Raw genomic sequence first — 25,269 nt, forward strand, 5'->3', positions numbered from 1 at the left:
CGGCGCCGTCAGACGGTCTGCCTAGGCGGCGGGGGAGGGGTCGGTCCCCTTGGCCTCGGCGCGCCTCAGACGACGACGGTCGCTCCGCAGCGTGGGGATGGCCGTATCGGACAGGTAGATCGACAGCCGTCCGCCCCCGACGCTGAACGTGGCCGAGCCGTCGTCGCCTATGGTCACCGACGCCTCGTCGCCGATGACGCAGTGCCAGGTCTCGCCCGCATGGGAGGCGCCCACGTTCATCTGGGCCTGCGACTGCTCCCCGTCGGTCAGGAGCACGGCGACGCCGGAGGCCTCATGCTCGTCGTCACCCTCGCGAGTCCAGCCGATGAGGTCGGGGCTGTCAAGGAAGTCGTGCTGCGGGCCATAGGCGAAGCGGCGCCTGACCTCCATGAGCAGGGGAAGCTCCTCCACGGCGGGGATGTCGCCGCCGTTGGGCATGCCAAAGAGGTCGCCATAGAAGACGCAGGGGTAGCCCGCCTCGCGCAGCAGGATGCACGCGTAGGCGCTTGGCTTGAACCATGGCTCGATGAACGACTGGAGCGCCTGCCCGGGCTGGGTGTCGTGATTTTCCACGAAGGTGACCGCATGGGCGGGATCGCTTGCGACGAGCGTCCCCTCAAAGAGCCTTGAGAGGTCCATCTGGCCGTCCGAGGTGGACGCCTGGAAGAGCTTGAAGTGCAGAGGCACGTCAAAGAGGCTCATGGGAGCGTCGTCGCCAAGGTAGCCCCTGAGCTCGTCGAGGTCGCTTGACCAGTACTCGCCCACGGTGAAGAGCTCCTTGCCCGTGCGCTCGCGCAGCTCGCCGAGCCAGCGGCGGTAGAAGTCGCGCTCGATGTGTTTGACGGCGTCAAGGCGAAAGCCGTCCAGGTCGCAGGCGTCAACATACCACGCGCCCCAGGACACGAGCTCGTCGTAGACGGGTGGGTGCGTGACGTCCACGTCGTCTCCCATGAGATAGTCATAGTTGCCGTTCTCGTGCGTGACGTTAGGGTCCCACTGCTTGTCGGCAAAGCGGAAGATGGCCTTGCGCTGGGTGGCCTCGTCGTAGTCGCAGCCATGAAAGCAGCTGTGATCCCAGACGAAGTCAGAGTAGGCGCCCTTGCGCCCGGGGAAGGTGTAGCGGCTCCAGGCCGTGATGGTCTGCGTGCCCGAGGAGTCCTGGGTGCGGTCGTCGGCATTGACCTCCACGGCCTCCACCTGCTCGCACTCGTCAGCGCCCATGCGGTGGTTGAGCACGACGTCGGCCAGCACCTGAATGCCCTGGGCCTTGAGCTCCCTGATGGCGGCGAGATACTCGTCCTTGGTGCCGTACTTGGTGGCCACGCTGCCCTTCTGGTCAAACTCGCCCAGGTCGTACAGGTCGTACACGCCATAGCCCACGTCATCGGCGCCGGCCTGTCCCTTGTAGGCCGGCGGCAGCCACACGCTCGTGATACCGGCCTCGGCAAAGGCCTTGGCGTTGGTGCGCAGGCGCTCCCAGTGCTTGCCGTCGGCGGGCAGATACCAGGAGAAGCCCTGAAGCATGGTTCCGTTCATGAACGTCCCTTCCCAAGCCGTTTGGCTCCGCGGGTCCCGCGGACGCCGCGCTGCCGTCCGAATGCCGCCCTGCCGCTAGCCCTCGTCGTCCTACGTCTGCTCACGTCTGATGATGTCCGCGAGCGTGCGCCCGTCAAGGAACTCCGCCGTCATGGCGCCCAGGTCGCGCCACATGCCCACCGTGGGACACCTGCTCACCTGGGGGCAGATCTCGTCGTTGGTGCAGTCCAGGCAGGCCACCGGCGCGAGCGACCCCTCGGCCGCGCGCAGGATCTGCCCCAGGGTGATCTGGTCGGGCCGGCGCGTCAGGCGGTAGCCGCCTCCCTTGCCGCGCATGCTCTCGACGTAGCCCGCCTTGTGCATGAGAGAGACCACCTGGTCAAGATACTTGCGCGAGATGCCCTGACGCTTGGCGACGTCACCCAGGGACACCCATCCCTCATGCGTCGCCAGATCTCCCATAACGCGCAGGGCGTAGCGGCCCTTCGTGGAGAACATCCCAGCCATGGCGCCTACGCCCCCTCCGTGGCAGACGGGTCCTCGTCCGCGCCCGCCCTCCCGTCGCCGTCCAGCATCTCCTCGAGCGTGCGCCAGGCGAGCTCGGCGCACTTGACGCGCGCGGGCATGTGCGAGATGTCCTTGAGCATACAGGCGTCCTCGAGCTTCTCGTCGAGCAGGGCCTCGTCGGTCTGCTCGCCGCGCAGCATCTGCCCAAACAGGCGGCAGCGCTCGACGGCCTCCTGGGGGGTCTTGCCCACCATGAGATCGCTCATCATGTCGGCGGAAGCCTGGCTGATGGCGCAGCCGTGCCCCTGGTACGAGGCCTCCTCGATCGTGCCGTCGGCTGCCATGCGCACAAAGAACGTGAGCTCGTCGCCGCAGGAGGGGTTCACGCCCTCAAGGACGTGGGTGGCGTCCTTCATGGGGTACTTGTAGTCCGGGTGCTGGACGTGATCCATGAACTCGGGATTGTAGAGGCCGGTCACGCCGGCGGCAGGGCTATCCATTGAAGATGCTCCAAACGTTGGTGAGGCCGCTCACGAGGCGGTCGATGTCCGTCCTGTCGTTGTAGAGGGCGACGCTCGCGCGGCAGGTGCTGCCCATCTGGACGCCCAGGTAGGAGAGGAGCGGCTGGGCGCAGTGGTGGCCGGCGCGGATGCAGACGTCCGACCCGTCCAGGATGGAGGCCACGTCGTGAGGATGGACGCCGCGGACGTTGAAGGAGACGGCGCCCACGTGACGGCTGCCATCTGCGGGGCCGACGACGTCCACGAAGTCGAGGGCGGCCAGCTGGTCGGTGAGGTAGGTGACGAGAGCGCGCTCGCGCGCCTCCACCAGGTCCACCCCAAGCCCCTCGAGGTAGGAGAGGGCCGCGTCAAAGGCGTAGATGCCGGCGGCGTCCTGGGTTCCCGCCTCGAACTTCTGGGGGACGGACGCCCACACGGCGCCCTGCTCCGTGACGGAGTCGATCATCTCGCCGCCGGTGAGGAAGGGGGGCATGAGGTCAAGAACCTCGCGCGTGCCCCACAGCACGCCGACGCCCATGGGGCCCATCATCTTGTGGGCGCTGAGCGCGTAGAGGTCGCAACCGAGCTCGCGCACGTCGGTGGCCACGTGAGGGGCTCCCTGCGCGCCGTCCACCACCAGATAGGCCCCCGTCTCGTGGGCGCGCCGCGCGATGGCGCTCACGTCGTTCTGCACGCCGAGCACGTTGGACACCTGCGTCACCGAGACGATCTTGGCCCTGGGGCCGACCTTGGCCTCGACCTCCTCGGGCGTGATGCGGTAGTCGTCCGAGAGGCGCAGGTACACGAGTCTGGCTCCCGTCGCGGCGCAGACCTGCTGCCAGGGGATGAGGTTGGAATGGTGCTCCATGATGGAGACGACCACCTCGTCGCCAGGCCCGAGCACGCCGCGTCCCAGCGAGCTGGCCACGAGGTTGAGCGACTCGCTCGTGTTGCGAGTGAAGACGATCTGGTCTGCCTGGGGCGTCCCCTGCGCGTCCACGGCGCCGATGAAGCGGGCAACGTGGGCGCGGGCGCCGTCGATGGCGGCGGTGGCCGCCACGGACAGGCGGTAGAGGCCGCGCAGGGGGTTGGCGTTCATGGTCTCGTAGAAGGTGCGCTGGGCGTCGAGCACGCAGGCGGGGCGCTGCGAGGTGGCCGCGCTGTCAAGGAAGGCCATGTCCTCGTTGGCCGCAAGCAGGGGAAAGTCCCCCTTGTAGGGGTTGCGCCCAATGTCTGCGAGCTGATGTGGCGTTAGCACGTGGCATCATCCCTTTCGGCAGGGCTGTCCTGCGCAAGCTCGAGCGCCTCGGAGAGGTCCCGGGCGACCTTCGCGCCGAGAACCTCCGTGGCACGTGCGAGCGCGGCCGCGCGCGCCTCGCTCACCGCGGCATGGATTATCGCGTCGTCAAAGACGGCGCGGGCAAAGAGGGCGAAGGCGGCCTCCTCGGAGAGCCCGCGGGTCGCCAGGTACGCCAGCTGGTCGGCGCCCACCGAGCCGATGGACGCGCCGTGGTTGCCCTGGACGTCGTCCTCGTCGCAGAGGATGACGGGGAGGGTCTTGTTGGTGACGCCCTCGCCAACCACGAGGACCGTCTCGGACTCGTTGCCCCTGGATCCCCTGGCGCCGTGGACGAGGTCGATGGTCTCGCGCAGGGTCTTCCGGGCGGCGTCGTCCAAAAGGCCATGGGCATGGAGGTCGGCGCGGGTGTCGCGTCCGCGCTGGCGAACGATGTGGTTGACGTCGAGCAGCCCCTTGCCGTTGGCGAAGTAGCGCGTCTCCAGCTCAAGGCGGGAGCGGTCGCCCACCAGGTCGACGGCCATGCCCAGGGCGACCTCGCGGCCCCCGAGGGCGTACTGGCGCAGCGTGACCGTGGCGTCCTCGCCCACCTGTATGCCCAGCCCCTCGAGGTGCGTGTGGGCGTCGCCCAGGGCCACGACCTCGCTCACCGTGAGCCTTGCCCCCCGCTCGCAGATGATGCGAACGAGGTTGGCGGAGTGGGTCCGCCCGTCACCGGTCGCGTGGCTCACGAGCGCGACGATGGCCTCAGCCCCCTCGCGCACGAGGACGCCCGTGTCCGCGACCTGCCCCTCGTCGGCGTCGACCTCGACGAGGATGGGATCCTTGCGCCGCGCGTGGCGAGGGACCTCGATGTAGCGGGCGTCGCCGGCAAAGTCCTCCACCCAGCGGGTGGCCGCCTCGCCGATGCCGTCCTCGACGGCACGAAAGAGGCGCGGCAGGCGGGAGGTCACCTCGCCCTTCGCCGGGGGGGTGGGCATCCTGAGCGTGGCCTCGTTGATCTTGAGGTAGTTCCAGGTTTGGGCGGGTGGCACGTTGACGTGCTCGAGCGTGGTGCAGGAGCCTGCGTCCATCATCCGATCGCCCCTTCCATCTCGAGTTTGATCAGGTTGTTCATCTCGACGGCATACTCGAGCGGCAGCTCCTTGGAGACCGGGTTGGCAAAGCCGTTCACGACCATCGAGCGCGCCTCCTGCTCGGAGCAGCCGCGGCTCATGAGGTAGAGGATCGTGTCGTTGGAGATGCGGCCGATGGAGGCCTCGTGACCCACGGAGGCCGTGTTGTTGCGCACGTCCATGGCGGGGATGGTGTCGGAGCGGCTGATGTCGTCGAGCATGAGCGACTGGCAGCTCACGCTCGCCCGCGCGTGGTCGGCCTTTCTGCCCACCACGACGGCGCTGCGGAAGGTGTTGACGCCGCCGTCCTTGGAGATGGACTTGGTGTCCACCGAGGCGGCCGTGTTCGCGCCGCCCAGGACGACCTTGCAGCCCGTGTCGAGGTCCTGGCCCGCGCCGGCGAAGGTGATGCCCGTGAACTCGCAGGTGGAGTTGGCGCCGGCCAGGATGGTGGTGGGATAGAGGTAGCTCACGTGACTGCCGAAGGAGCCCGAGACCCACTCCATCTTTGCGTCCGCGCCCACCGTGGCGCGCTTGGTGTTGAGGTTGTACATGTTCTTTGACCAGTTCTCGATCGTGGAGTAGCGCAGGCGCGCGCCGTCCTTCACGTAGAGCTCCACGGCGCCGGCGTGGAGGTTGGCCTCGTAGTACTTGGGCGCCGAGCAGCCCTCGATGAAGTGGAGGTCGGCGCCCTCCTCGACGATGATGAGCGTGTGCTCGAACTGCCCGGCTCCCGACGCGTTGAGGCGGAAGTAGCTCTGCAGGGGGTAGTCCACGCGGACGCCTGCGGGCACGAAGACGAAGGAGCCGCCCGACCACACGGCATAGTGCAGGGCCGCGAACTTGTGGTCGTCCATGGGGATAAGCTTGCCAAAGTACGCGCGGACGACCCCCTCCCACTGGGGGTCGCGCAGGGCGTCCTCGATGGTCGTGTAGACGACGCCGTTCTTGGCGACCTCCTCGCGCATGTTGTGGTACACGATCTCGGAGTCGTACTGGGCCCCCACGCCCGCAAGGCTCTTGCGCTCCGCCTCAGGGATGCCCAGGCGCTCGAAGGTGTCCTTGATGTCCGTGGGGACGTCGTCCCAGTCGCGCGCCTGCGCGGCGCCGGCGCTCACGTACGTGGAGATGTGGTCAAGGTCCAGCCCCGAGATGTCAGGGCCCCAGTTGGGGGCCATGTCACGCCGATGGTAGACGTCAAGGGCCTTCAGGCGCAGCTCGAGCATCCAGGCGGGCTCGCCCTTCTTCCTGCTGATGGCGCGGACGATGTCGGGGGTCAGGCCGTCGGCGTAGCGCTCGTAGCCCTCCTCGCTCATCTTGAAGTCGTAGAGGGAGCGGTCGACGTCGGCTACCTTGGAGCGGCCCCTCTCGTCGAGCGTGGGTGGAGTGACGTCGCTCATCGCAGGGCCTCGCTATCCTGCGCCTCTTGCCGGTCCTCAAAGCGCGCGAAGCCATTGGCGTCGATGTCGTCGATGAGGGAGGCGGGCCCTTCGGCCACAAGGCGGCCCCTGACCATGACGTGCGTGCGATCGACGGAGAGCCTCTCGAGAATGCGCGTGTTGTGGGTGATCATGAACAGGGCGCCCTGTACGTCCTGACGGTAGGCCTCGATGGCGCGCGAGACCACAGTGAGCGCGTCAACGTCCAGACCGGAGTCGGTCTCGTCGAGGATGGCCAGCTTGGGGCGAAGCAGCAGCAGCTGCAGCATCTCGACCTTCTTCTTCTCGCCGCCCGAGAAGCCCACGTTGAGCTCGCGCGTGAGGAAGCCGTCGGGGATGTCGAGCTGCTCGGAGATCTGGGCGACGCGCGCGCGGAAGCCGCGGGCGTTCATCTTGAGCTCGGGACGCATCTGGCAGATGGTGCGCAGGAAGCTGTAGAGGGGCACGCCCGGCACCTCGACGGGGACCTGATAGGAGAGAAAGACGCCTGCGAGTGAGCGCCTGTCGGCCCCCAGGCCGGTGATGTCGACGCCGTCGAAGGTGATGGAGCCGGCGCTCACGCGATAGGCGGGATCACCCATGATGACGTGGCCCAAGGTGGACTTGCCGGCGCCGTTGGGGCCCATGAGGACGTGACACTCGCCGGCCCCGACGCTCAGGTTGATGTCGGAAAGGATGGGCTTGTCCTCGGTGCCGGCCGAGAGTCCCGAGATGTCTAGCAACGTGTTGGGCATGGTGTCTCTCCTCGCAAGGGGCGCCCGCGGCAGATGCGGGCGCCGATTAAATCCTACTCACGTGGAGGGATTTTACCCCCAAGGGGGCGATTCATTCAACGTCCATGTCCATGGGGGCGCGACGTGCGCTCGTCGCGCCCGGGCTGGCGCCGTGGCCTGAGAGCCGCGGACCTGCGCGCGGCCTCGCCGGCTCAGGCCTCAAAGAGGTGATGCCACACCTCGGCGAGGACGCCGTCATCGCAGCTGGCGGTCGTGACCAGGTTGGCCCTGCGCCTGACGTCCGCGCTGGCGTTGGAGACGGCCACGCCCACACCGGCGACCTCGATCATGTCGAGGTCGTTCTCGGCGTCGCCGCAGGCGATTGTGCGCCCTAGGTCAACGCCCTCAAGTTGGGCCACGGCGGCAAGCCCCCGCCCCTTGTTGACCCCCTTGGGGTTGAACTCCAGGTACCTGCCGCTCGAGAAGGTCGTGTCCACGCCCTCGAGGAGCCTGGGGTCCATGTCGTCGCGCAGGCGATGCAGCTTGTCGAGGGCGCCGGGCAGCACCATCAGCAGCTTGGCCAAAGGCGCGTCCCCCACGAGGTCAAGGTCGCCGTGGCCGCAGTTTATGTAGTCCATGTGGCCCTTGAGGTAGTCGATCTCGGCTGGCACCATGTCAAAGCCCCAGACGGTGCCGTCCAGGCCGTACACGTGCATGCAGATGCCCAGGGACTTTCCGTGGTCAAAGAGGGCGCGGATCCTGTCGCGGCCCATCGTGTGGGAGACGAGCGGGGCGTCCTCGCCAAAGCGCGTGATGCAGCCGCCGTTGTAGGAGATGACGTAGGACCCCTCCATGAGCTCGGCGGGCAGCTCGGCCAAGGACGCCATGACCGACCCGTAGGCCCTTCCCGAGGCGGGGACAAAGAGGCAGCCGACCGCGCGCAGCTTGCGGATGGCCTCGACGTTGGCGGCAGGCAGGTGATGGTCGTGGGCGAGGAGCGTCTCGTCCATGTCGCTGGCGACGATGCGATAGCCCGTGTCGTTCATGGTTGCCTCCTTAAGGCGGCGTGGTCGCGTCATGCAGGATGTGCCGCGCGGGATGTTTCGTTCGTAATTCCTCGTCGTCAAGAATACCTCCCGACGGTCGCGCGCAGGACGCCGGTGTGCAAAAATGCGGTCGTTTGCCATGAGCGCTCCCTGGGTCGCCGCGGATGCGCCCTGGGGGTGCCTTGGGGTGCCACGAGACTTCCGGCGCGCGCCGGGGAGGGGCAGGACGATGGAGGCTTGGGAGCGCCTGGGCGGCTTTCTCTCGGAACACATGGTCGCGGTGATTCCGGTCTGCCTGGCCTTGGGCATCTTCCTTCCCCAGGTCTTCTCGGCGCTCAACGCCGTGGTGGTCCCCCTGTTCATGGTGATGGCGTTTCAGGGGGCGCTCTGCATCAGGCTCTCCGACGTCAGGGACACCTTCGCGCATCCGCTGCCCCTTCTGGGCATCCTCGCCTTCTCGCACCTGCTCATGCCCCTGGCGGCCTTCGCGCTCGCACGCCCCCTGTTTGGGGAGAGCCCCGTCATCGTCGCGGGGTTCGTGCTGGAATACTCGGTGCCGGTGGCTACGTCGAGCCTCCTGTGGGTGAGCATGTGCGCGGGAGACGTCTCGCTCTGCCTCTCGGCGGTGCTGATCTCCGCCGTCATCTGCCCCTTCACGCTGCCCGCCGCCATGGGGCTGCTCGTGGGGGAGGCGGTGTCAATCGACGTGCCCGCCATGATGGGCGAGCTTCTCATCATGGTGGCGCTGCCGGCCGTGGCGGCGACCGCGCTCAACGAGAAAAGCCAGGGGTGGGGCTCGAGGGTCCTCTCGCCCGCGCTCGCGCCGCTTGCCCGCATCATGCTCGTTCTTCTGGTGATCGCCAACTCCACGGGCATCAGCGAGCCCATGCTGCGCCTGACGGCCGAGCTCGTGGGCGTGCTTGCGTTCACGGGCGTCTTCTGCGCAGGCGCCTTTGGGGCGGCCCTGCTCGCGGGGCGGCTGTGCCGTCTGAGGCGACCCCAGGCGGCGGCGCTCGCGTTTGCGGGCGCCATGAAGAACATCTCGGCGGGTGCGGTCGTGGCGATGACGGCCATGCCTGCCGGAGCCTTGTTCCCGGTCATGGCGGGCACGCTCTTCCAACAGTTTCTGGCGGCCGCCTGTGGCAGGGGGCTTCGTCCGCGCGGGTGAGCGCCGGCCTGTCGCGGAGGCGCGCCTTCGTGGGCTGCTTGTCAGCTATCGCGAGCGCCGCGCAAGGCGCGCGCCTTCTCAGGCGGGGTTCAAGTCCGCGGAGACAATGCCCGGCACGGACTGGGACGCCCCCGGGGCTTCGGGTGGCGCAACGCGGACGAACGGCGACCGACCGGCATCCGTCTCATCAGGGGCCGGAACGGATGGGATCCCTACGTCAGCCCGCACGTTCCCAGCTGGCAGGCGCAGAAAGGATGCGGGGATCGGCGTGAACGGCCGTCGTCAGTCCAGCGAGTTGGCAAGAAACGCCCGCGTGCGCTCGTCCTTGGGACTGCCTATGACCTCCTCGGGCGCGCCCTCCTCGACAATCGCTCCCTCAAAGAGAAAGGCGACGCGGTCGGAGACCTCGCGGGCAAAGCCCATCTCGTGCGTCACGATGCCCACGGCCATGCCGTCTTGGGCGAGCTCGCGGATGAGCGCGTGCATGTCTGCCGTGAGCTTGGGGTCCAGGGCCGAGGTCGCCTCGTCAAAGTAGATGATTTGGGGCCTCATGCACAGGGCGCGTGCGATGGCGGCACGCTGCTGCTGGCCGCCCGAGAGCTCACAGGGCACCTTGTCGGCATGCTCCGTCAGATCGAGCCTGCGCAAGAGCTCGCGGGCCTCCTGTGACACCTCCTCGCGGTCGCGCCCCTGCACGACGATGGGGGCGTCGGTGACGTTCTGCATGACCGTGAGGTGGGGAAAGAGGTTAAAGCTCTGAAAGACGATGCCAAAGCGCATGTGCGCCAGCTGCATGGCCTCCTCATGGTAGACGGCGCTGCCGTCGTTGCCCGCCTTGGCGACCATCACGCTCCCATAGGCGAGGCTCCCCTCGTCAAAGCGGTCGAGCAGGGTGAGGCAGCGCAGGAGCGTGGACTTGCCTGCGCCCGAGGGCCCGATGATGGAGACGACCTCACCCTTGTTGATGAGGAGGTCAACGCCGCCGAGCACCTCCCTCTCGCCAAACGACTTGCGCGCCCCCTTCACGTAGACGGCGGGAAGGCCCAGGTAGCTGGCGTAACTTTGGTCAGGGCGCGGGAGCTTGAGCGTGGACGCCGCATGCTTAGTCATGGTAATAGCCCAGCTTCCTCTCGACGCGACGCAGGACGAACTCAATGACGAGGCAGGTCACCCAGTAGATGAGCGCCGCGATGATGAAGGGGGTCATGCTGCGCTGGGACGAGACGAGCGCGCGTCCCTCGGTGAACATCTCGGCGATGCCGATGGAGAAGGCGAGCGAGGTGTCCTTGACCAGCGTGACGATCTCGTTTCCCATGGCGGGCAGCACCCTTTTCACCACCTGGGGCAGGATGATGCGAAAGAAGGTCTGACGCTTGCCGTAGCCGAGCACCTCCGCCGCCTCGTACTGCCCCCGGGGGATTGACTGGATGCCCGAGCGGTAGATCTCGGCAAAGTAGGCCGCGTAGTTGATGACGAAGGCGATGAGCACCGCCGCGAGCATGAAGCTCGGGCCCGTCTTGATGCCAAACACGAAGTACGGCGTGAAGAACACCGCGAACATCTGGAGCATGAGGGGCGTGCCCCGCATGACGGAGATGAAGAGCTGGCAGATGAGTCGCAGGGGTCCGAGGCGAGACAGACGTCCTACGGCGACGAGCACGCCCAGGGGGAGCGACCCCACGAGCGTGACGGCGAAGATCTGGAGAGAGGTGGCGTATCCCCCAAGGAGCACGCCGACCATGGTGGAGAGTTCCACGAGCTGCTACCGCCTAACTTGGGACGACAGATTGGACCTACGCATGTTGCGGGACCTGCAGATTGGACCTGGTTCCGGCCAGGGAAAGGCCGCCTGGAGGGCGGCCTGGGACACCTGCCTGTTTCCCGGGGGCTAGTTTGCCTTGGGGAGACACCACAAATCATACGACACTCCCTGCGACGCGTACTTTGCGCACAGCTCCTTGACGGTGCCGTCCGCGTCCAGGGCCTGGAGGTCCTTCTCGACCTGGGCGGCGAGCGCCTTGCCCGTGTCGGTCTTGTCAAAGCCCACGCCAAAGTGCTCCGTGTTGAGCGCCTCCGAAAGGATGGAGAACGTGCCCTCCTTGCCCGTACCGTTGAACGCCGCCACGGGGTAGTCGCAGGCGATGGCGTCCACGGACCCGCTCTCGAGCATCATGAAGGCGGTGTTGTAGTCGCCGATGGTCTTAAGCTGGGCAAACGACGCACCGAGCTCCGCCTGCGCGCCGTCGGTCTTGAGCAGGTCATAGGCGGCGGAGTCGGTCTGGGTGATGACGTTCTTGCCGGAAAGGTCCGAGAGCGCCGTGATTCCCGAGCCGGCGAGCACGACGACGACCTGCTTGTTTTCCATGTAGGGGTCCACGAAGTAGTACTTGTCCTCGCGGCCCTCGATGGTGAAGCCGTTCCAGATGCAGGTGATCTGCCCCGAGCCGAGCAGCGCGTCCTTGGCGTCCCAGGAGATGGGCATGGGGGTGTAGATCCAGTGCTCCCTCTCGCAGACCTTTTGGGCAAGGTCGAGGTCAAAGCCCGTGTACTCGCCGTCGTCCCCCTTGTAGCCGTAGGGTGGAAAGTCCTCGTCAAAGCCCACGATGAACGTGCCGTCAAAGCCGGGTATCGAGCTGGCGGAGCCCGCCGCGCCTGTGGAGCCGGACGACGAGGCGCCGCCGTTTGCGCAGGCGCTGAGGGCGCCCGTCGCGGTGGTCAGAAACAGGGCGTTCAGGAACTGGCGGCGCGAGAGCGCGGGGCGGATGCTGGGCATGGCGGTCTCCTTGGCGTGCGACGATTGCTCGTGCGTGATCGAGGCGGACAGGCTCGTTCGACGGGAGTACTTTATCTGAGTAAAGCATATGGGCGACGCGCCCTCTTCGCAAGGGGCCTTTATCAACCTGACACAATCTGCCTGACGACGGGCCGCAGGCGAGGGGCCGCACCGCCCCCCGCGCTCATCGAGGTGGCAGCCTGGCTTTACTTCCCTGCGTGCGCACGAACACGACGACGGTGCGCCCCCTGCGGCCCGACCATATCGAGCTGCAGGTCACAAGCGAGACGGCGCCGGTCGCCCGAGCGACGAGCGCCTCCGCGTCGGGGGCGCGGGCCGTGGCGTCGTGGCAGAGCCCCTCGAGCCATGTCCTGAACGAGGCGGCGTCCCTCCACGCAAACCGTTGGACGTCCTGGTTTGACTTGTCAACGGAAAGGGCGCAGAGCGCCGACAGCCTCACGCGTCCCTGGGCGGGCGTGGTGAGGATGGCTCCCGGGCGGCAGCGCTCGTCAAACTCGCGCTGCTGATGGCAGCAAAACAGGGCCGAGAACATCCCCCCGACGCTCGTCAGGTGGTGGCCGTAGACGATGACGTGGCGCGACCCCAGGGGGCTGCGGGCGTCCACATAGGGCGTGCCTGCCGAGGAGGGCCTCCCGTCCAGGGCGTGCCCGAGGAAGAAGTCCGGGTCCGACGCGTCTGCCTGCGCCAGGGGCAGGTCAATCTGGGCGCCGGGCACCTCGAGCCAGGCCTGGCAGCAGGGGGCCTCCTGCCGCGCCCGCGCGAGGGAGGGCGGGCCCGCCTCCTGGCGGGCCGCCACGGCCACGGCCTCTACCTGCCGTATGGAGGAAAGCTCCCCCAGAAGCAGGCGGCACCCCCCCGCGATGCCGCCCGCCCCCAGGGCCGCGACCAGCGCCAGCGCGGCGCGCAGGCCCCAGCGCGGCGCTGGTCTCCTTCTCATGGGAGCTTATGGGCGCGCCGACGGCCCCTGAGCGCGCGTCGGGCCGTGCGTCCCAGCCGTGGGCCCCTGAGGCCGCGCGCCCGCCAGAGGGCAGACCCAAGGAGGGCGGACCCTGCCGCGCCGAGCGCCCAGGCGAGGGGCCCCGAGCCCGTCTGGGCCAGGCTGCGCAGGGCCTTGCCCACGCCGGCGCCCCCACGCGGGGAGCCTCCGTTGGGACCGCCGCCATTCGGGGGCGCTTCCACCGCGATGGTCTGCGCCTCGTCGGTGAGGTCCTCGTGACGGGCGACGACCGTATCGGCGCCCTCGTCACAGACGCGCTCCAGACGCTCGAAGGCGACGACCTTCCTGCCGGCCTGCCGGGAGAGGTCAACCTGCAGGGGAACGTCCACGGACCCCGCGCTCGCCTCGGCCTTGAACTCGACGCTCCTCTCGTCCGAGAGCGCCTCGCCCGTCTGGTCCACCATGCGCCCCACGACGCGATAGGTCTGGCCGGGGGTCACGTTTTCGTAGCTGACGCGGTCGGTGACGCTCACCTCGGCCGCAGGGGCCGTCTTCTTGCCCTCCGTCTCTGCGCTCGTCAGGATCTTGGGTATGCTCACCGCCTGCTCGTCGTCGCTGACGTCCGCGTGAGCGGCGACGGTCCTCCCCTCGTGGGAGAGCTTCTCGAACGCGACGACGGTCTTGCCCAGCAAAAGCGTCCCGTCAAAGGTGAACTCGAGGTCCACCGTTCCCTGCGACGCCTCTGGCGTCAGGTCCAACGAGACGCTCACCGCCTGGGAGAGGTCTGCCCGCGCGGGGTCCATGACGCTGCCGTCCTGCATGAGGACGCCCGCGTCGGAGCCGTCGTCGGCCCGCACGTGCAGCGTCCCCGTCAGGGTATAGCCCTTTTTGGGCGTGAGCCCCGCGTACGAGACGGTGTCGACGATCTTGGTGGTGCCGCGTCCCTCCTCCTCGTGCGTCCCGCTCGCCGCCCCCCTCGCGCTCGTCGAGAGGGCCGCGACGCTCACGGTCTGCCCCTCGTCGTCGATGTCGGCATGGGAGGCGACGGTGGTGCCGTCCACGCTCAGCTCCTCGAAGGCGACGAGGCGCGCGCCCCTGAGGTTTGAGCCGTCCACCTGGAAGATGACGTCGACGGAGCCCGAGGGCTCATTGGGCGTGAACTCCACCGACGAGGAGAGGTCCGCGCCCGAGGCGTCCTTGATGGGCCCTTGGTCGGACCCGTCATCCCCGCGTCGGTGGAGGGTCCCCGTCATGCGGCACGGCTGTCCGGGAACGAGATTCTCGTAGCGCACCGTGTCAACGACGCGCTGCGCGCTGGCGGCCTCGATGCCGCCGTCCTCGGTCGCCTCGCCGCGCGCCGTGGTGCGGATGGCGGGGATGTGGACAGACTGCGCCTCGTCGGCGATGTCGGCATGGACGAACACCTCGGCGCCGTCCGCGCGCACCGTCTCGAAGGCGACGAGGGTGCTCCCCTCGAGCGAGGAGGCGTCCACCGAGAAGCTCAGCTCCACCGAACCGGTCGGCGCGCTTGGGGTGAAGGACGTGCGCGCCTCGACGGGCGTCCCGTCGGGCGTCGTGAGCTGGCCGCCGTCGCCGCCGTCCGATCCGCGCAGATGCAGGGTGCCCAGCACGTCATAGGTCTTGCCGGGCGTGAGCCCCCGGTAGGTCACCGTGTCCTTGATGATTTGGTTGGCGGAGGCGCCCATGAGGCCCTTGCCCGTCCCCGCGGCCGTCGCCCTCGTCTGCCCGCTCGCCCTCACCACAACCGTCTGCGCCGCGTCCGCTATGTCCTCGTGCCGCGTCACGACGGACCCGTCCCTGCTCAGCGTCTCAAAGGCCACGATTTGGGTGCCCTCCTGCAGTGACGCCCCGCCAAACGCGAAGGTGAGCTCCTCGGTGCCCGAGCTGCCTTGGGGCGTAAAGGTGCGCGAGGCGCGCACCGTTTTGCCTGCGTCCGAGAGGGGGCCACGGTCCGTCCCTGCAACGTCGCGCAGGTGCAGGCTGCCCTCCAGCTCGTAGGTCACCCCGGGCTCGAGGCCGGTGTAGTGGACCGCGTCCTTGACGCTCAGCTCGTCCTGCGCCTCCAGCACCTTTGAGCCGTCTGGACCCTGGGCGCTCGTCCTCAGCTGAGGGCCTGGGTGGTCGTCGATGGTGCCGAGGTCCACGGTGGCGCCGTCGTTCCTGTCAGCCGGCTTGAGCTCGACCTCGAACGTGACGAGCTGACGTCCCTCGTTGGCCTTGCAGGGGAGCTCCTGCACGGTGTAGCGGTCAAAGGGAAAGGCCTTCCTGCCCGGCTTGGGCCGCGTCGTCAGGTCGGTGCGGCCCGTGAACCAGACGCCTCTCTCGGGGTCGAGCGCCTCGTCTGACAGCTTGAGCGCATCGAGGTCGGCGATGACCCTGCCAGAGTCGTCATGCGTAAAGACGAGGTCGCCCACGGCCGCGTCGTTCGCGTTGTCAAGGCGGCCCTCGTCAAAGTTGTCGCTGTCGAACGCGCCGTTCTCGTCCGTCACGATCACGTGCGCCTCGTTGCGCCCGTCGCCGTCCTGGTCGGACTGGGCGATGACGAGGAAGGCGGTGCGGGGCAGCGCGCCCATGGAGGGCGCGTCCTTCTTCGAGAAGTGGAAGCCTTCGCGCTTGACCTGGTCTGCCACGGTCGCGTCGGGGCCTTCGAGCTCGACTTTCTGACCGTCCTCTCTGATGCAGAACTGCTTCTTCCACCCCTTGTTGACGAGGTAGCCCTCGGGGGCCGTCTTCTCCATGACCTCGTAGCTGCCAAAGGGCAGCGCCTTGCCCTCGGTCTGCGCCACGCCGCCCTCGTTGGTCGTGACGGTGAGGACGAAGGCGCCCGGCTGGCACTCCCTCAGCTCGCCCGAGTCAGCCAGCACCGAGACGGTCGAGCGGTTGGTTATGACGAGCTGTGCGCCCTCGAGGGTCGCCGCTCCCTCCGCCTTGCCCTCGCCGTTCTCGCAGGAGACCTTGGCGACGCGGACGTCACCGCGCACCACCTGTTCGGGGAGGGCCTGTAGGCGGTAGCTTCGACCGTCGCCCTCATGCGCCCTCAGCGTGAGCCTCCACGTCGAGTTGGGCAGGTAGCCCGGCGAGGGGCACTTCTCCACCACGGCGTAGGTGCCGTAGGGAAGGCCTCCCACGCGCCAGGCCCCGGCGTCGTCGGTGACGGCGGTGGTGACCTCCGCCCCGACGTCGACCATCCTGCCGCCGAACGACACGGGGTGGTCTGACGCGTTGAGGACGGAGAGCACGGCGCCGGCGAGAGAGGCGTCCCCCTGGGGAACGCCGGCGTCGCGCTCGGCGTCGACCTTCGTGCCCGAGACCTCTCCCGTTCTCTGGGGCCGCTCCGCTGCCACGCCGACGACATCAGGTTCATTGGGAACCGTCGTCGTGGGCCCTGTCTGGGCGTGCCATACGGCGCGCCTCGTCGAGCCGTCCTGGCTCACGACGGCCGTGAAGGCGGGAGGAGGGGAGGGGAGGGCGTAGCCCGCAGGGGCGCAGACCTCCTGTATGAGGTAGCTGCCAAGCGGCATCACGATCCTGCCCTCGGCGGTGGTGAAGGGCGCGTCTCCGCCCACGAGGTTTGAGGCGTTGCCAAAGTCCACCCACCCGTCCTCGTTGGTCGCAAAGACCCAGCTGCGCCTTGGGGCGCCCGTGGTGGTTCCGTCCACGTTGTCGTAGAAGCTCACGCGAAAGCGCGCCCCTCCCAGGGCGGCGTCGCCCTGCGGCACGCCCTTGGTGTCCTCGTCCTCCTTCTTGAGGAGGGCCCAGCCGTCATCCACCGCCGGCTCGTCGGCAAAGCTCACGACGGCCTCCCGGCCCGAGGCGACGTCTATCTCCCTCGTCTCCTGGGAGAGCGCGTAGCCTCTCGGCGCCTCCACTTCCCTCACCCAGTATCTGCCTGGCTGGAGCGAGAGGACGTTCGCCGTGCCGTCCGCCTTGGTCGTGAGGGTCCCGGCCTCGTGCGTGCATGCGCTGTCGGCGTAGGCGACGAAGCGCGCCCCCTCGAGGGAGTAGCAGCCGTTGTCCTGGGTGATGGACGACGCCGCGCTCGCCTTTGTGAGCCTGAGCCATCCCTCATGCTCGAGGTTGGTGACGACCAGGGCCTGCGACGTGGGGTTGCGCGCGTTCTCGTAGCGCCACGAGCAGTTGTTCTCGGCGGCGGCGTCAACGTTTGCCGTTGAGGCCGCCCAGGCCTTGGCCTCCTGGTACAGGGCGTCGCCCGCGTCGCGCACGGTCTTGGTCATGCCGCGCGCGACGTCATCGGTCAGCACGACGTAGCCCTCCATGCCCATGTCGCCGGGGAAGTGGTTCCAGCCCAGGTCGTCGGTGCAGCGCCAGACGGCCCACTGGGTGGCGAGGCGGGCGTCTTTGCCCGAGAGTCCTTTGACGTGCTGAGATGCCGGATGACCGTGATAGAGCACGTAGCCCAGCGCCCCCGTGACGCGCTCGCGCCGCTCGAAGCTCGTCGTTGTGCCGAGGGACACCCCATATTCGCAGCAGAAGGCCGTGGTATGCGGCTGGCTCGTGGAAAAGGTCGCAAAGGAGGTCTTGACCACGTCGATCGTCTGATGCGGCTCGGCGCCCCTCGCCGCTCGGGGGGCGACGTAAAGGATCGCCACAAGAGCGCAGGCGAGGCAGGCGCAGGCCATGAGCGCCCGGCGCAGGAGGGGTCTCATAGCGCATCGCCTCCCCGGGCGCACCTGCCGCCGGAGCCGACGAGCGTCATGGCCTCCCGCACGACCCGTGCAGGCAGCGGGCGCACGCCGCAGGCGTCACCGGTCGCCGCCCCGCGCGCGGAACGGGCCACGGGCAGGCTCTGGAGCCCCTCGGGCACGCTCAGGGCCGTGAGGAGCGCGAGGGCGGCGACGAGCACGGCGATGAGCGCCTGCCAGGTGCGCGGGCTTTGCGCCAGACGCGCGCGGGCTTGGGCCCGCGGGTCCTGACGGGGCCCCTCGCGCACGGAAGGACCACCTCCAAGGCCTCCCATCGTCAGGTTGGCAGAACGCTGCGGACAGCTGCTCATGATCGCTCCCTTCGCACGTGACGCGTCATCCGATGTCGGCACTCTCAAGTTTTGGGTCGCCGCACGGGTCACGAAAGGGAATCACGGAGCTTATCAAGGGAAAGAGGGGCCCTCTGCCTGCCGCCGCAAGCTACTTGCCGCAGGCTTGCGGCTTTGTTGCCGGCGTCTTGTCGGCTGCTGGCGCGCCCGTCACCTCGCGCCCGTCCTGGCATGTCCGCCGCGCGGAACATGTCGTACCGCCCGCACCGCGCCGCGCCAGGGGCACCCGCTGAGATTTTTTGGAAAAGACCCTTGCAAAGGGAACTGACTTTGGGCATGATAGTCAAGCGCGATACGAGGTGGGGCATGGTGGGTGTAGCTCAGTTGGCAGAGCGACGGACCGTGGCTCCGTAGGTCGAGGGTTCGAGCCCCTCTACCCACCCCATTTCACGTCGATGGGTCGTTAGCTCAGATGGTAGAGCAGGGGACTCTTAATCCCAAGGTCGAGGGTTCGACCCCCTCACGACCCACCATTGAAACGGTAGGCCAGGCACCTCGTCGTGTCTGGCCATTTTTGTAGTTCGATAATGTGAGGAGTGGCTTATGCATAACGTTCGCCAGATTTGCGAGGACACGTGGTGGGTGGGCGCCTCTGATCGCCGCCTTGAGCTCTTTGAGAACAACTACCCCACGCCCGAGGGCATGTCCTACAACAGCTTCGTGATCATGGACGAGAAGACCTGCCTCCTCGACGGCATCGACAACGCCGTGCGCGACCAGCTCTTTGAGAACCTCGCGCACGTCCTGGGGGGCCGTCCCCTTGACTACCTGGTCGTTGACCACATGGAGCCCGACCACTGCGCCGCCATTCCCGACCTGGTGCGGCGCTACCCCGAGCTCAAGCTCGTCGCGAGCATGCAGGGCTTCAGGATCATGGGGCAGTTCTATCCCGACCTTGACGTCGAGTCGCGCAAGATCGTCGTCAAGGAGGGCGACACGCTCGAGCTGGGGCGTCACACGCTCCGCTTCATCACGGCGCCCATGGTCCACTGGCCCGAGGTCATCATGAGCTTTGATGTGCACACCGGCGCGCTCTTCTCGGCCGACGCCTTTGGCGAGTTTGGCGCCCTGGGCGGCAACCTCTTTGCCGACGAGGTCAAGTGGACGCGCACCTACGCCCGCGAGGCGCGGCGCTACTACGCCAACATCGTGGGCAAGTACGGTCCGCAGACCCTGGCGGTCCTGGCCAAGGCGGCCAAGTTCGACCTCAAGTACATCTTCCCCCTGCACGGTCACCTCTGGCGCCAGGACTTTGACCGCATCCTCCTGCGCTATCAGAAGTGGGCGAGCTACACCCCGGAGTACGACAGCGTCTGCATCTTCTACGGGTCGGTCTACGGTCACACGGCCAACGCTGCCGACATCCTCGCTGCCAAGCTCGCCGAGCGCGGCCTCAAGAACGTCCGCGTCTACGACTCGTCCAAGACCGACGTCTCGGAGCTCGTGTCCAGGGCCTTTCAGTACTCCACGCTCGTGTTTGCCTCCTCCACCTACAACCTGGACATCTTTGACGGCATGGACCACTTCGTGCAGGACCTCGTGAAGCACAACATGCGCAACCGCACGGTCGCCATCATCGAGAACGGCAGCTGGTCGCCCCAGGCCGGCGCGCTCCTCAAGCAGCGTCTGGGACGCATGTCCAACGTCCAGATCCTTGACCCCATGGTCAAGATCAAGTCGAGCGTGACCGAGGATGACGTCGAGCAGCTCGACGCCCTCGCGGACGCCATCGTCGAGGACCTCGCGCGCTAGCCTTCGTCCTGCCGTCCATGGTCTCGTCCCGCGCCGCCGCCCCCCAACCAGGGTACGGGGGCGGCGGCGCGTCCATGGGCCGGTCCTAGCTGCCGCTCGTGCCGGCCGTGCGTGCCGCGACGCGCTCCGCCTGGCTCAAGAGGTCGATGCCCCGCTCATGGAGCATGAGGGCCTGGCTGTGCCTGACGAAGGCCTCTGCGCCGCCTTCGCTCGCCAGCCGCATGAAGGGCTCGTCCACCGCGAGATGCGTCACGAACACGAGCAGTTCCTGCCCGTCGCCGCAGCAGGCGTCCAAAAAGTCAAGGGCGTTGTCCACCCGCCCCATGACCGTCCTCGCGCGCTCGTCAAGCTCGCTCGCGCGCCTTGCCAGGGCCTGCGCGCAGGCGCCGCCCTCGTCGTCGTCGCCCAACGTCCGGGCCCTGAGCAGCTCCCTGCGCAGTCGCGCGAGAAGCGACGCCTGGGCCAGGAGGGTCTTGAGGCGCCCCTCGCCGGTCGTACCCTTGGCGCGCGCCTGGGCCACCGTCGTTCGGCACGACTGCTCCTGCGCCTTAAGCCATGGCGGCAGGGTGTCGCCCGCGTGGGCGTCACGACCGTCAAGGGCACGCCGCGTCAGTTCGAGGGCGCCGCGTGCCTGATCGAGCGCATGGACGTCAGCCAGGACGGCGCCCAGCAGCAGGTTGACGAGGGCGATGCGCTCGTCCAGGGCGGCGTCCCGGGCGCGATCGGCGATGCCGGGCGCGGCGGTGCCGTCCAGGATGTCCTGGACCTTGTAGTCGTCCTCATATTTCGAGAAGAGCTCGAGGTACAGCGAGAAGTCCTCCGCGACCTCACGGTCCTGCAGGTACTGCGAGACGAGCGCGAGCGAGACGCCCATGCCCTCGCGGCGGTACGCGCCTATCATGCGGGAGAGGTCCTCCCATCCGCGGGCCGTCACGATGCGCGTCCCCCTGACGCCCGCCCGCAGGCGATAGAAGTACGCGGGCTTGCTTGCCAGGTAGCTCGTGACGGCGGGATGGACGCCATGCGTCGTGGCGTAGTCCATCCACACGTCGAGGTCGGGCTCGATGTCAATGCGCTTGAGACGGTCCATCATGGCGGGGTCAAACTCGCGCGCCGCCCGGTTGTACTCGGGGGGGTTGCCGGCGCAGACGATGACCCAGTCGGCAGGCAGGCGGTGCTGCCCGAAGGTCTTGTACTGCAGAAACTGCAGCATGGAAGGCATGAGCGTCTCTGAGGCGCAGTTGACCTCGTCCAAGAAGAGGATGCCCTCCCTCGTGCCGGACCGCTCGACGGCGTCGTAGGCGGCGGCGATGATCTCGCTCATGGTGTAGCGGCTGACGCGATAGTCACGCTCGCCAAAGCGCGCCTCGCCGATGTAGGGGAGGCCCAGGGCGCTCTGTCGGGTGTGATGGGTGATCGAGTAGGACACGAAGTTGATGCCCAGACGCTCGGCCACCTGGCTCACGACGGCCGTCTTGCCGATGCCCGGGGGGCCCATCAGGATGATGGGGCGCTGCATCGGGGGCGGCACCATGTCCAGCCCGTCGTCATCCTTGGCGAGGTAGGCCCTCACGGCACCCTCGATCTGCTCGGTGGCCTCGGCTATGTTCATGTGACGCTCCTCTCCGTCCGGGTCGCCTGGAGCGGCTCAGTAGACGGACATGCTCTCGAACTCGCCGGGATGCAGCGTGATCTGCAGCGCCCAGGCGGGCACGAGCTCGGGTCGGTGGTCCTCGTCGTAGAAGACGAAGGTGGTCTTATAGGGGGGCATCTGCTCGGGATAGATGCCCCAGCCGTCGGTGAAGTAGATGAGCCCCTGAAAGTCATCGAACTCCCCTCGCTCCCTGAGCTCGCGCACGTAGCGGAAGGCCGGTCGAAAGTCCGTGCCCCCGAATCCCTTGAGACGAATGGACCGGCGCCAGCGGTCGAGGTCGGCGAGCGAGCTGATCTTGGTGTCGCCCTGCACGCGGGCGTCGGCCTGGATGATGTGGATGTTCGTGCGCTCAAAGAAGCTTGACGCGCTCGTGAGCACGTCAAAGGTGGCGTCCACGAACTGCTGGACCACCGTCGCCGTCACCGAGCTCGACGTGTCGATGACGATGGCAAAGTCCCTGATGCGCTTCTCGTCCCTGTATTCCAGGGGCTCTATGAGGGGCGTGTCGCCGTACAGCTGGAGTCCGTAGGTATAGAAGACGTAGTCGAACTCGGAGTCAGAGAGGTGCATCTCCTCGCTGGACACGGCAAACTGGCGGAGAAACTCGCGATAGTCCACCTGCTCGTGCGTGCTGACGGCAAGCTCGCGCACGAGCCCCTTCGTCTGGGAGCCGTAGGACCGTGAGAGCGTCTCGAGGTCCACGCGCAGGGACTTTGCGGCCTTGGCCCAGCGCTCCTGCGCGCGCGCGTCCTCGCAGGCGGCCTGTGCGCCCCCGCTCGCGGGCGGCGGGCCGTCGTGGGGCGCGTCGTCGTCAGCTCCCGGCAGGTCGCGTGCCTGGTCGCCGTCACGGGGGGCGCCGAGACCCTCGGAGGCGCCCTCCCCCTCGTTGGGGTCTGAGGCTCGGTCAGGCCGCTCGCCCTGTCGGGGGCCGCCCTCGTCCCCCTTCCCGTCGTCCGCAGGCGCGTCTTGCGGCTCGGGATACCAGAGCCCGTGGTCGTCGGAGACGAAGAGCCGCTCCCACTGCTCGACCGCGTTCTCAAAGCGCCCCTCTCCCAGCGCGCGATAGATGCGCTCGGCACCGAGGCGTCCCGCGAGGGCGGTGCCCAGCTGGTCGAGCACGGCCTGCTCCCGGCTGCCTCGCAGGCCGTCTCGTGGCCCCATGAGCTCGGCGACGACCGCCTCGGCGGCGATGTCGGCGGCGAGGTTCCAGTGCCGCCTGCGCAGGCTTCCCCCCACGAAGGGGTGGAGCAGCAGGCAGTGGGCGAGCGCGTGGACGAGGTCATGGGTCGGCGCTCGGCGATGCTCCACGAAGTCATCCATCACACGCTCCACGTCATAGCCGAGGCTGCGCCCGTCCACGCGAAACAGGCTGGATGACTCGTGGCCGGCGACGGGCGTCAGCAGCGAGAGGGAGCTCGCCAGGAAGGGGTTGCGCGCCACGACCTCGCAGCGGGCCAGCTCAAGGATCTGGCGGGCGAGCGCGTCTGCCTCCGGGTCGGCTCCGGCCGCCGCGGTCTTGTCGGAGGGGGCCACGCCCTGAGCGCCTTCCTCCCTGTGCGGCGTGGCGGACGGCGCCGCCCCGTCGGACACGTTCGCCCGCGCCGCAGGCGGGTGTCGGGACGTGGGCGCCTTCGTCCGGGCGCGCGGGCCCTCGCCGGCGCGCGCCGTCGCCCTCGTGCGGCCAAGGCCCTCGAGCCGGGCCAGAAGCCAGGCGGCGACTTCCGCGTGGCCCGCCGAGGAGGCAACCTGGACGGCCGACGGGAGGCTGCGCGGCGTGAAGGTGTCAGGCCAGGCGGCGATGGTCGTGAGCTCGTCGATGAGCCCATGGCGCGCCAGCGCCATGAGCAGCGCCTCGTTGCCCCGGGCGTCCGCGGGCGACAGCCGAGGCACCATGGCGCGCAGCAGCTCGACGTCATCCTGAAGCCATGAGAGGGTCCGCAGGCGTCCCAGGAAGACGGAGGGCCCCTCTTGGCACACAAAGGCCACGATGGCGGGGTTGGCCTTGGGAACGATAAGGTTGCCCATGATGAGCTCGACGTTCGCGTCGCCCATGCCGCAGTCCCGGTGCAGCCTGAGAAGCTCGCGCGCGAGCCCAAGGCAGGTTCGCGCCGCCTCGGGCTGGTGACGTCCGGCGTGTCGTAGGGCGTGCCAGGCCTTGACGAGGCAGGCACGCAGCAGGTCGTCGAAGACGACGGGGTCAAAGAGCCCCTCCCGGGCCAGCTGTAGCACCAGCTCGCAGGTGCGCTCCAGAGAGACCGCGGCGCCCCAGGGCGCTCCCGCGAGCTGCTCGGTGCCCGTGAAGTCCTCGAAGACCTCGGTCGAGACGGTGGGGTCCATGTTGTTGACGAAGAGGGTGGGGCTCTCGCGCGTCAAGTTAAAGCGGGTGAAGGTCGCCTCGTGGGGAAGCAGCCCGCGCGCCGCGCGCGGACGCCGGACGCCGCCCAGCAGGTCCTGGCGCTCATCTTTCAGAAGCCAGCGCGCCACGTCGCCCTGGGCGCAGCGCAGCGCGAGCGCGAGCGCCCAGCCGGTGTAGGCGAAGTCCCCGCGGACGTGCTCCCAGACCAGCTGTGCGGCGGCCCTGGGCCCAAAGGCGCAGGCCCGCTCCAGGAGGTCCACCGCCTCGAGGGCGCTCAGGTCGGCGGGGCCGGGCGCCTCGGCGAGCAGGCCGCGCAGGCGCTCGACGTCACGCGATGCCAGCGCCTGCCTCAGCGCGCGGAGGCGCGAGAGATTCTTGTCGGGCTGGTCCATGCGCCCTCCCCTCACTGCGTAACTATGGCATAGTGAGAACTGCTGTGACAAATGGCCGTCGCCGACCGTCGGGAGGCATATCCGTGATACGGCTCGTGCTCTGCGACATGGACGGGACGCTGGTGCCCTTCGGCGCCAGCTCGCCGTCCGACCGAACGCTCCGGGCGCTGCGCTCCCTGGAGAAGACCGGCGTCGCGTTTGGCGTCGCGACGGGACGGGAGCCCGTTGACCTGCTGCGCTTCTTCAGGGGTGACGAGCGGTACCTTGACTCGGGCATCATGTCCAACGGCAAGATCATCCAATGGCGCGGGCGGCACCTGTCCACAATCTACCTTGACCATGCGATTCTCGACACGCTCGCCGACATCGCCCGTGAGGAGGAGGGCTGCGCCCTCAACGTCTATGTTCCTCGACAGCCCCGTGAGGGCGAGACGTTCTCCCTCTCGCGTCCCTGCTATCTGGGCCTGAACGACGCCGACATACGTCGGGCCGTCGCGCTGACGGGCATGCTGCCGCCGGGGGACCTCATCGACGCCGTGCCCGATGTGCCCATCATGTCAGCGGGGTTCCTCTGCTTGGGCAACGGGCGCGAGACCGCCGAGGAGCAGGCGTTGCGCATGCGACCGCTGCTGAGCGAGGCGTGCCCCCAGGCGGACTTCCTGAGGCCGACCTCCCTGTTCTTTGACGTCCTGCCCCGGGGGTGGTCCAAGGCGAACGCCTTCGACCGCCTGTGCGAGGCATGCTCCATCGCCCCGGAGGAGGTCGTCTTCTTTGGGGACGCCGAGAACGACCTCGCCATGCTGGGCAGGGTCCCCAACTCCTTCGTCGTGGCAAACGGCACGGACGAGGCGAAGGCGGCCGCGCGTCACGTCATCGGCGACGCCGCGGACGACGCCGTCGCCAAGGTCGTCGAGGCCATCGCGCGCGCCGACGGCAGGCTTGACCTCGACGCGCTCGACGACGACGCCCTGGGAAGGATGGCGTAGGCG

Annotated in this window: 19 protein-coding genes and 2 tRNA genes; 5 read left to right on the plus strand and 16 right to left on the minus strand. The window is 68.2% G+C overall.

The genetic code is table 11. From position 1 onward, the window contains the following. Positions 1-21: 21 nt before the first annotated feature. The 8 genes from HMPREF2826_RS06195 to HMPREF2826_RS06230 all read right to left on the minus strand — a co-directional run bounded on the left by HMPREF2826_RS06195 (position 22) and on the right by HMPREF2826_RS06230 (position 8,153). A complete protein-coding gene (locus tag HMPREF2826_RS06195) occupies positions 22-1,536 on the minus strand; it encodes an alpha-amylase (protein ID WP_070640229.1) in 1,515 nt (504 codons plus the stop codon). 90 nt (positions 1,537-1,626) lie between these two features. Next, the gene (locus HMPREF2826_RS06200) at positions 1,627-2,043 is read right to left on the minus strand and encodes an RrF2 family transcriptional regulator (protein WP_070640232.1); all 417 of its coding nucleotides are present in this window, start codon (positions 2,041-2,043) and stop codon (positions 1,627-1,629) included. 5 nt (positions 2,044-2,048) lie between these two features. Then, positions 2,049-2,543, minus strand: a complete 495-nt coding sequence (sufU, locus tag HMPREF2826_RS06205) for a Fe-S cluster assembly sulfur transfer protein SufU (protein ID WP_070640235.1) — start codon at positions 2,541-2,543, stop codon at positions 2,049-2,051. Further along, positions 2,536-3,801, minus strand: coding sequence for an aminotransferase class V-fold PLP-dependent enzyme (locus HMPREF2826_RS06210; protein ID WP_070640238.1), 1,266 nt, complete (start codon positions 3,799-3,801; stop codon positions 2,536-2,538). Before HMPREF2826_RS06210 ends, sufU begins: the two co-directional genes overlap by 8 nt. Continuing rightward, positions 3,795-4,916 carry a SufB/SufD family protein gene (locus HMPREF2826_RS06215; protein ID WP_070640241.1) on the minus strand — a complete coding sequence of 374 codons (1,122 nt, stop codon included), beginning with the start codon at positions 4,914-4,916 and terminating at the stop codon, positions 3,795-3,797. Before HMPREF2826_RS06215 ends, HMPREF2826_RS06210 begins: the two co-directional genes overlap by 7 nt. Next, the gene (gene sufB, locus HMPREF2826_RS06220) at positions 4,913-6,355 is read right to left on the minus strand and encodes a Fe-S cluster assembly protein SufB (RefSeq protein ID WP_070640244.1); all 1,443 of its coding nucleotides are present in this window, start codon (positions 6,353-6,355) and stop codon (positions 4,913-4,915) included. Before sufB ends, HMPREF2826_RS06215 begins: the two co-directional genes overlap by 4 nt. Further along, positions 6,352-7,128 (minus strand): Fe-S cluster assembly ATPase SufC, encoded by a 777-nt coding sequence (gene sufC / locus HMPREF2826_RS06225; protein ID WP_070640247.1) that lies wholly within the window; start codon positions 7,126-7,128, stop codon positions 6,352-6,354. Before sufC ends, sufB begins: the two co-directional genes overlap by 4 nt. A 191-nt stretch (positions 7,129-7,319) precedes the next feature. After that, positions 7,320-8,153, minus strand: coding sequence for a Cof-type HAD-IIB family hydrolase (locus tag HMPREF2826_RS06230; RefSeq protein WP_070640249.1), 834 nt, complete (start codon positions 8,151-8,153; stop codon positions 7,320-7,322). Between the two features lie 229 nt (positions 8,154-8,382). On the opposite strand from HMPREF2826_RS06230, the gene HMPREF2826_RS06235 reads away from it, so the two are divergent. Next, positions 8,383-9,321 carry a bile acid:sodium symporter family protein gene (locus tag HMPREF2826_RS06235; protein WP_070640252.1) on the plus strand — a complete coding sequence of 313 codons (939 nt, stop codon included), beginning with the start codon at positions 8,383-8,385 and terminating at the stop codon, positions 9,319-9,321. Between the two features lie 282 nt (positions 9,322-9,603). Here HMPREF2826_RS06235 and HMPREF2826_RS06240 read toward each other — a convergent pair whose 3' ends face one another. The 6 genes from HMPREF2826_RS06240 to HMPREF2826_RS06265 all read right to left on the minus strand — a co-directional run bounded on the left by HMPREF2826_RS06240 (position 9,604) and on the right by HMPREF2826_RS06265 (position 18,087). Continuing rightward, positions 9,604-10,431: an amino acid ABC transporter ATP-binding protein gene (locus HMPREF2826_RS06240; protein ID WP_083307311.1), complete on the minus strand. Its 828-nt coding sequence runs from the start codon at positions 10,429-10,431 to the stop codon at positions 9,604-9,606. After that, the gene (locus HMPREF2826_RS06245; RefSeq protein ID WP_070640255.1) at positions 10,424-11,077 is read right to left on the minus strand and encodes an amino acid ABC transporter permease; all 654 of its coding nucleotides are present in this window, start codon (positions 11,075-11,077) and stop codon (positions 10,424-10,426) included. Before HMPREF2826_RS06245 ends, HMPREF2826_RS06240 begins: the two co-directional genes overlap by 8 nt. 132 nt (positions 11,078-11,209) lie before the next feature. After that, the gene (locus HMPREF2826_RS06250) at positions 11,210-12,094 is read right to left on the minus strand and encodes a transporter substrate-binding domain-containing protein (RefSeq protein WP_070640258.1); all 885 of its coding nucleotides are present in this window, start codon (positions 12,092-12,094) and stop codon (positions 11,210-11,212) included. Between the two features lie 184 nt (positions 12,095-12,278). Beyond that, entirely contained in the window at positions 12,279-13,052 is a 774-nt protein-coding gene (locus HMPREF2826_RS06255) for a class B sortase (protein ID WP_070640262.1), read from the minus strand. Continuing rightward, positions 13,049-17,740, minus strand: coding sequence for a VaFE repeat-containing surface-anchored protein (locus HMPREF2826_RS06260; RefSeq protein ID WP_070640265.1), 4,692 nt, complete (start codon positions 17,738-17,740; stop codon positions 13,049-13,051). Before HMPREF2826_RS06260 ends, HMPREF2826_RS06255 begins: the two co-directional genes overlap by 4 nt. Beyond that, positions 17,737-18,087: a hypothetical protein gene (locus HMPREF2826_RS06265; protein ID WP_070640269.1), complete on the minus strand. Its 351-nt coding sequence runs from the start codon at positions 18,085-18,087 to the stop codon at positions 17,737-17,739. The genes HMPREF2826_RS06260 and HMPREF2826_RS06265 overlap by 4 nt, the downstream gene beginning before the upstream one ends. Positions 18,088-18,435: 348 nt before the next feature. Between HMPREF2826_RS06265 and HMPREF2826_RS06270 the strand changes: the two genes are divergently transcribed. The 3 genes from HMPREF2826_RS06270 to HMPREF2826_RS06280 all read left to right on the plus strand — a co-directional run bounded on the left by HMPREF2826_RS06270 (position 18,436) and on the right by HMPREF2826_RS06280 (position 19,878). Further along, positions 18,436-18,511 (plus strand) — tRNA-His (locus HMPREF2826_RS06270). Between the two features lie 12 nt (positions 18,512-18,523). Further along, positions 18,524-18,599: transfer RNA gene (locus tag HMPREF2826_RS06275), tRNA-Lys, on the plus strand. 70 nt (positions 18,600-18,669) lie between these two features. Beyond that, on the plus strand, positions 18,670-19,878 hold the full coding sequence (locus HMPREF2826_RS06280) for an FprA family A-type flavoprotein (protein WP_070640271.1): 1,209 nt from the start codon (positions 18,670-18,672) through the stop codon (positions 19,876-19,878). Positions 19,879-19,963: 85 nt separating this feature from the next. Here HMPREF2826_RS06280 and HMPREF2826_RS06285 read toward each other — a convergent pair whose 3' ends face one another. Together HMPREF2826_RS06285 and HMPREF2826_RS06290 are read right to left on the minus strand one after the other, a co-directional pair. Then, positions 19,964-21,490 carry an ATP-binding protein gene (locus tag HMPREF2826_RS06285; RefSeq protein ID WP_070640273.1) on the minus strand — a complete coding sequence of 509 codons (1,527 nt, stop codon included), beginning with the start codon at positions 21,488-21,490 and terminating at the stop codon, positions 19,964-19,966. Between the two features lie 36 nt (positions 21,491-21,526). Then, complete coding sequence (locus HMPREF2826_RS06290; protein ID WP_070640276.1) at positions 21,527-24,280, minus strand: VWA-like domain-containing protein; 2,754 nt, start codon at positions 24,278-24,280, stop codon at positions 21,527-21,529. A gap of 83 nt (positions 24,281-24,363) precedes the next feature. Here HMPREF2826_RS06290 and HMPREF2826_RS06295 point away from each other — a divergent pair, with 83 nt between their 5' ends. After that, a complete protein-coding gene (locus tag HMPREF2826_RS06295; protein WP_070640279.1) occupies positions 24,364-25,266 on the plus strand; it encodes an HAD hydrolase family protein in 903 nt (300 codons plus the stop codon). Positions 25,267-25,269: the final 3 nt, after the last annotated feature.

The organism is Olsenella sp. HMSC062G07, assembly GCF_001811895.1.
Taxonomy (GTDB): Bacteria; Actinomycetota; Coriobacteriia; order Coriobacteriales; family Atopobiaceae; genus Olsenella_F; species Olsenella_F massiliensis.

What these genes read in the sequence shown, in the direction of transcription:
- HMPREF2826_RS06195 (WP_070640229.1), bottom strand. Translation starts at nt 1,536, where the DNA reads ATGAACGGAACCATGCTTCAGGGCTTCTCCTGGTATCTGCCCGCCGAC.
- HMPREF2826_RS06200 (WP_070640232.1), bottom strand. Translation starts at nt 2,043, where the DNA reads ATGGCTGGGATGTTCTCCACGAAGGGCCGCTACGCCCTGCGCGTTATG.
- sufU (WP_070640235.1), bottom strand. Translation starts at nt 2,543, where the DNA reads ATGGATAGCCCTGCCGCCGGCGTGACCGGCCTCTACAATCCCGAGTTC.
- HMPREF2826_RS06215 (WP_070640241.1), bottom strand. Translation starts at nt 4,916, where the DNA reads ATGATGGACGCAGGCTCCTGCACCACGCTCGAGCACGTCAACGTGCCA.
- sufB (WP_070640244.1), bottom strand. Translation starts at nt 6,355, where the DNA reads ATGAGCGACGTCACTCCACCCACGCTCGACGAGAGGGGCCGCTCCAAG.
- sufC (WP_070640247.1), bottom strand. Translation starts at nt 7,128, where the DNA reads ATGCCCAACACGTTGCTAGACATCTCGGGACTCTCGGCCGGCACCGAG.
- HMPREF2826_RS06230 (WP_070640249.1), bottom strand. Translation starts at nt 8,153, where the DNA reads ATGAACGACACGGGCTATCGCATCGTCGCCAGCGACATGGACGAGACG.
- HMPREF2826_RS06235 (WP_070640252.1), top strand. Translation starts at nt 8,383, where the DNA reads ATGGAGGCTTGGGAGCGCCTGGGCGGCTTTCTCTCGGAACACATGGTC.
- HMPREF2826_RS06240 (WP_083307311.1), bottom strand. Translation starts at nt 10,431, where the DNA reads ATGACTAAGCATGCGGCGTCCACGCTCAAGCTCCCGCGCCCTGACCAA.
- HMPREF2826_RS06250 (WP_070640258.1), bottom strand. Translation starts at nt 12,094, where the DNA reads ATGCCCAGCATCCGCCCCGCGCTCTCGCGCCGCCAGTTCCTGAACGCC.
- HMPREF2826_RS06255 (WP_070640262.1), bottom strand. Translation starts at nt 13,052, where the DNA reads ATGAGAAGGAGACCAGCGCCGCGCTGGGGCCTGCGCGCCGCGCTGGCG.
- HMPREF2826_RS06260 (WP_070640265.1), bottom strand. Translation starts at nt 17,740, where the DNA reads ATGAGACCCCTCCTGCGCCGGGCGCTCATGGCCTGCGCCTGCCTCGCC.
- HMPREF2826_RS06265 (WP_070640269.1), bottom strand. Translation starts at nt 18,087, where the DNA reads ATGAGCAGCTGTCCGCAGCGTTCTGCCAACCTGACGATGGGAGGCCTT.
- HMPREF2826_RS06280 (WP_070640271.1), top strand. Translation starts at nt 18,670, where the DNA reads ATGCATAACGTTCGCCAGATTTGCGAGGACACGTGGTGGGTGGGCGCC.
- HMPREF2826_RS06285 (WP_070640273.1), bottom strand. Translation starts at nt 21,490, where the DNA reads ATGAACATAGCCGAGGCCACCGAGCAGATCGAGGGTGCCGTGAGGGCC.
- HMPREF2826_RS06290 (WP_070640276.1), bottom strand. Translation starts at nt 24,280, where the DNA reads ATGGACCAGCCCGACAAGAATCTCTCGCGCCTCCGCGCGCTGAGGCAG.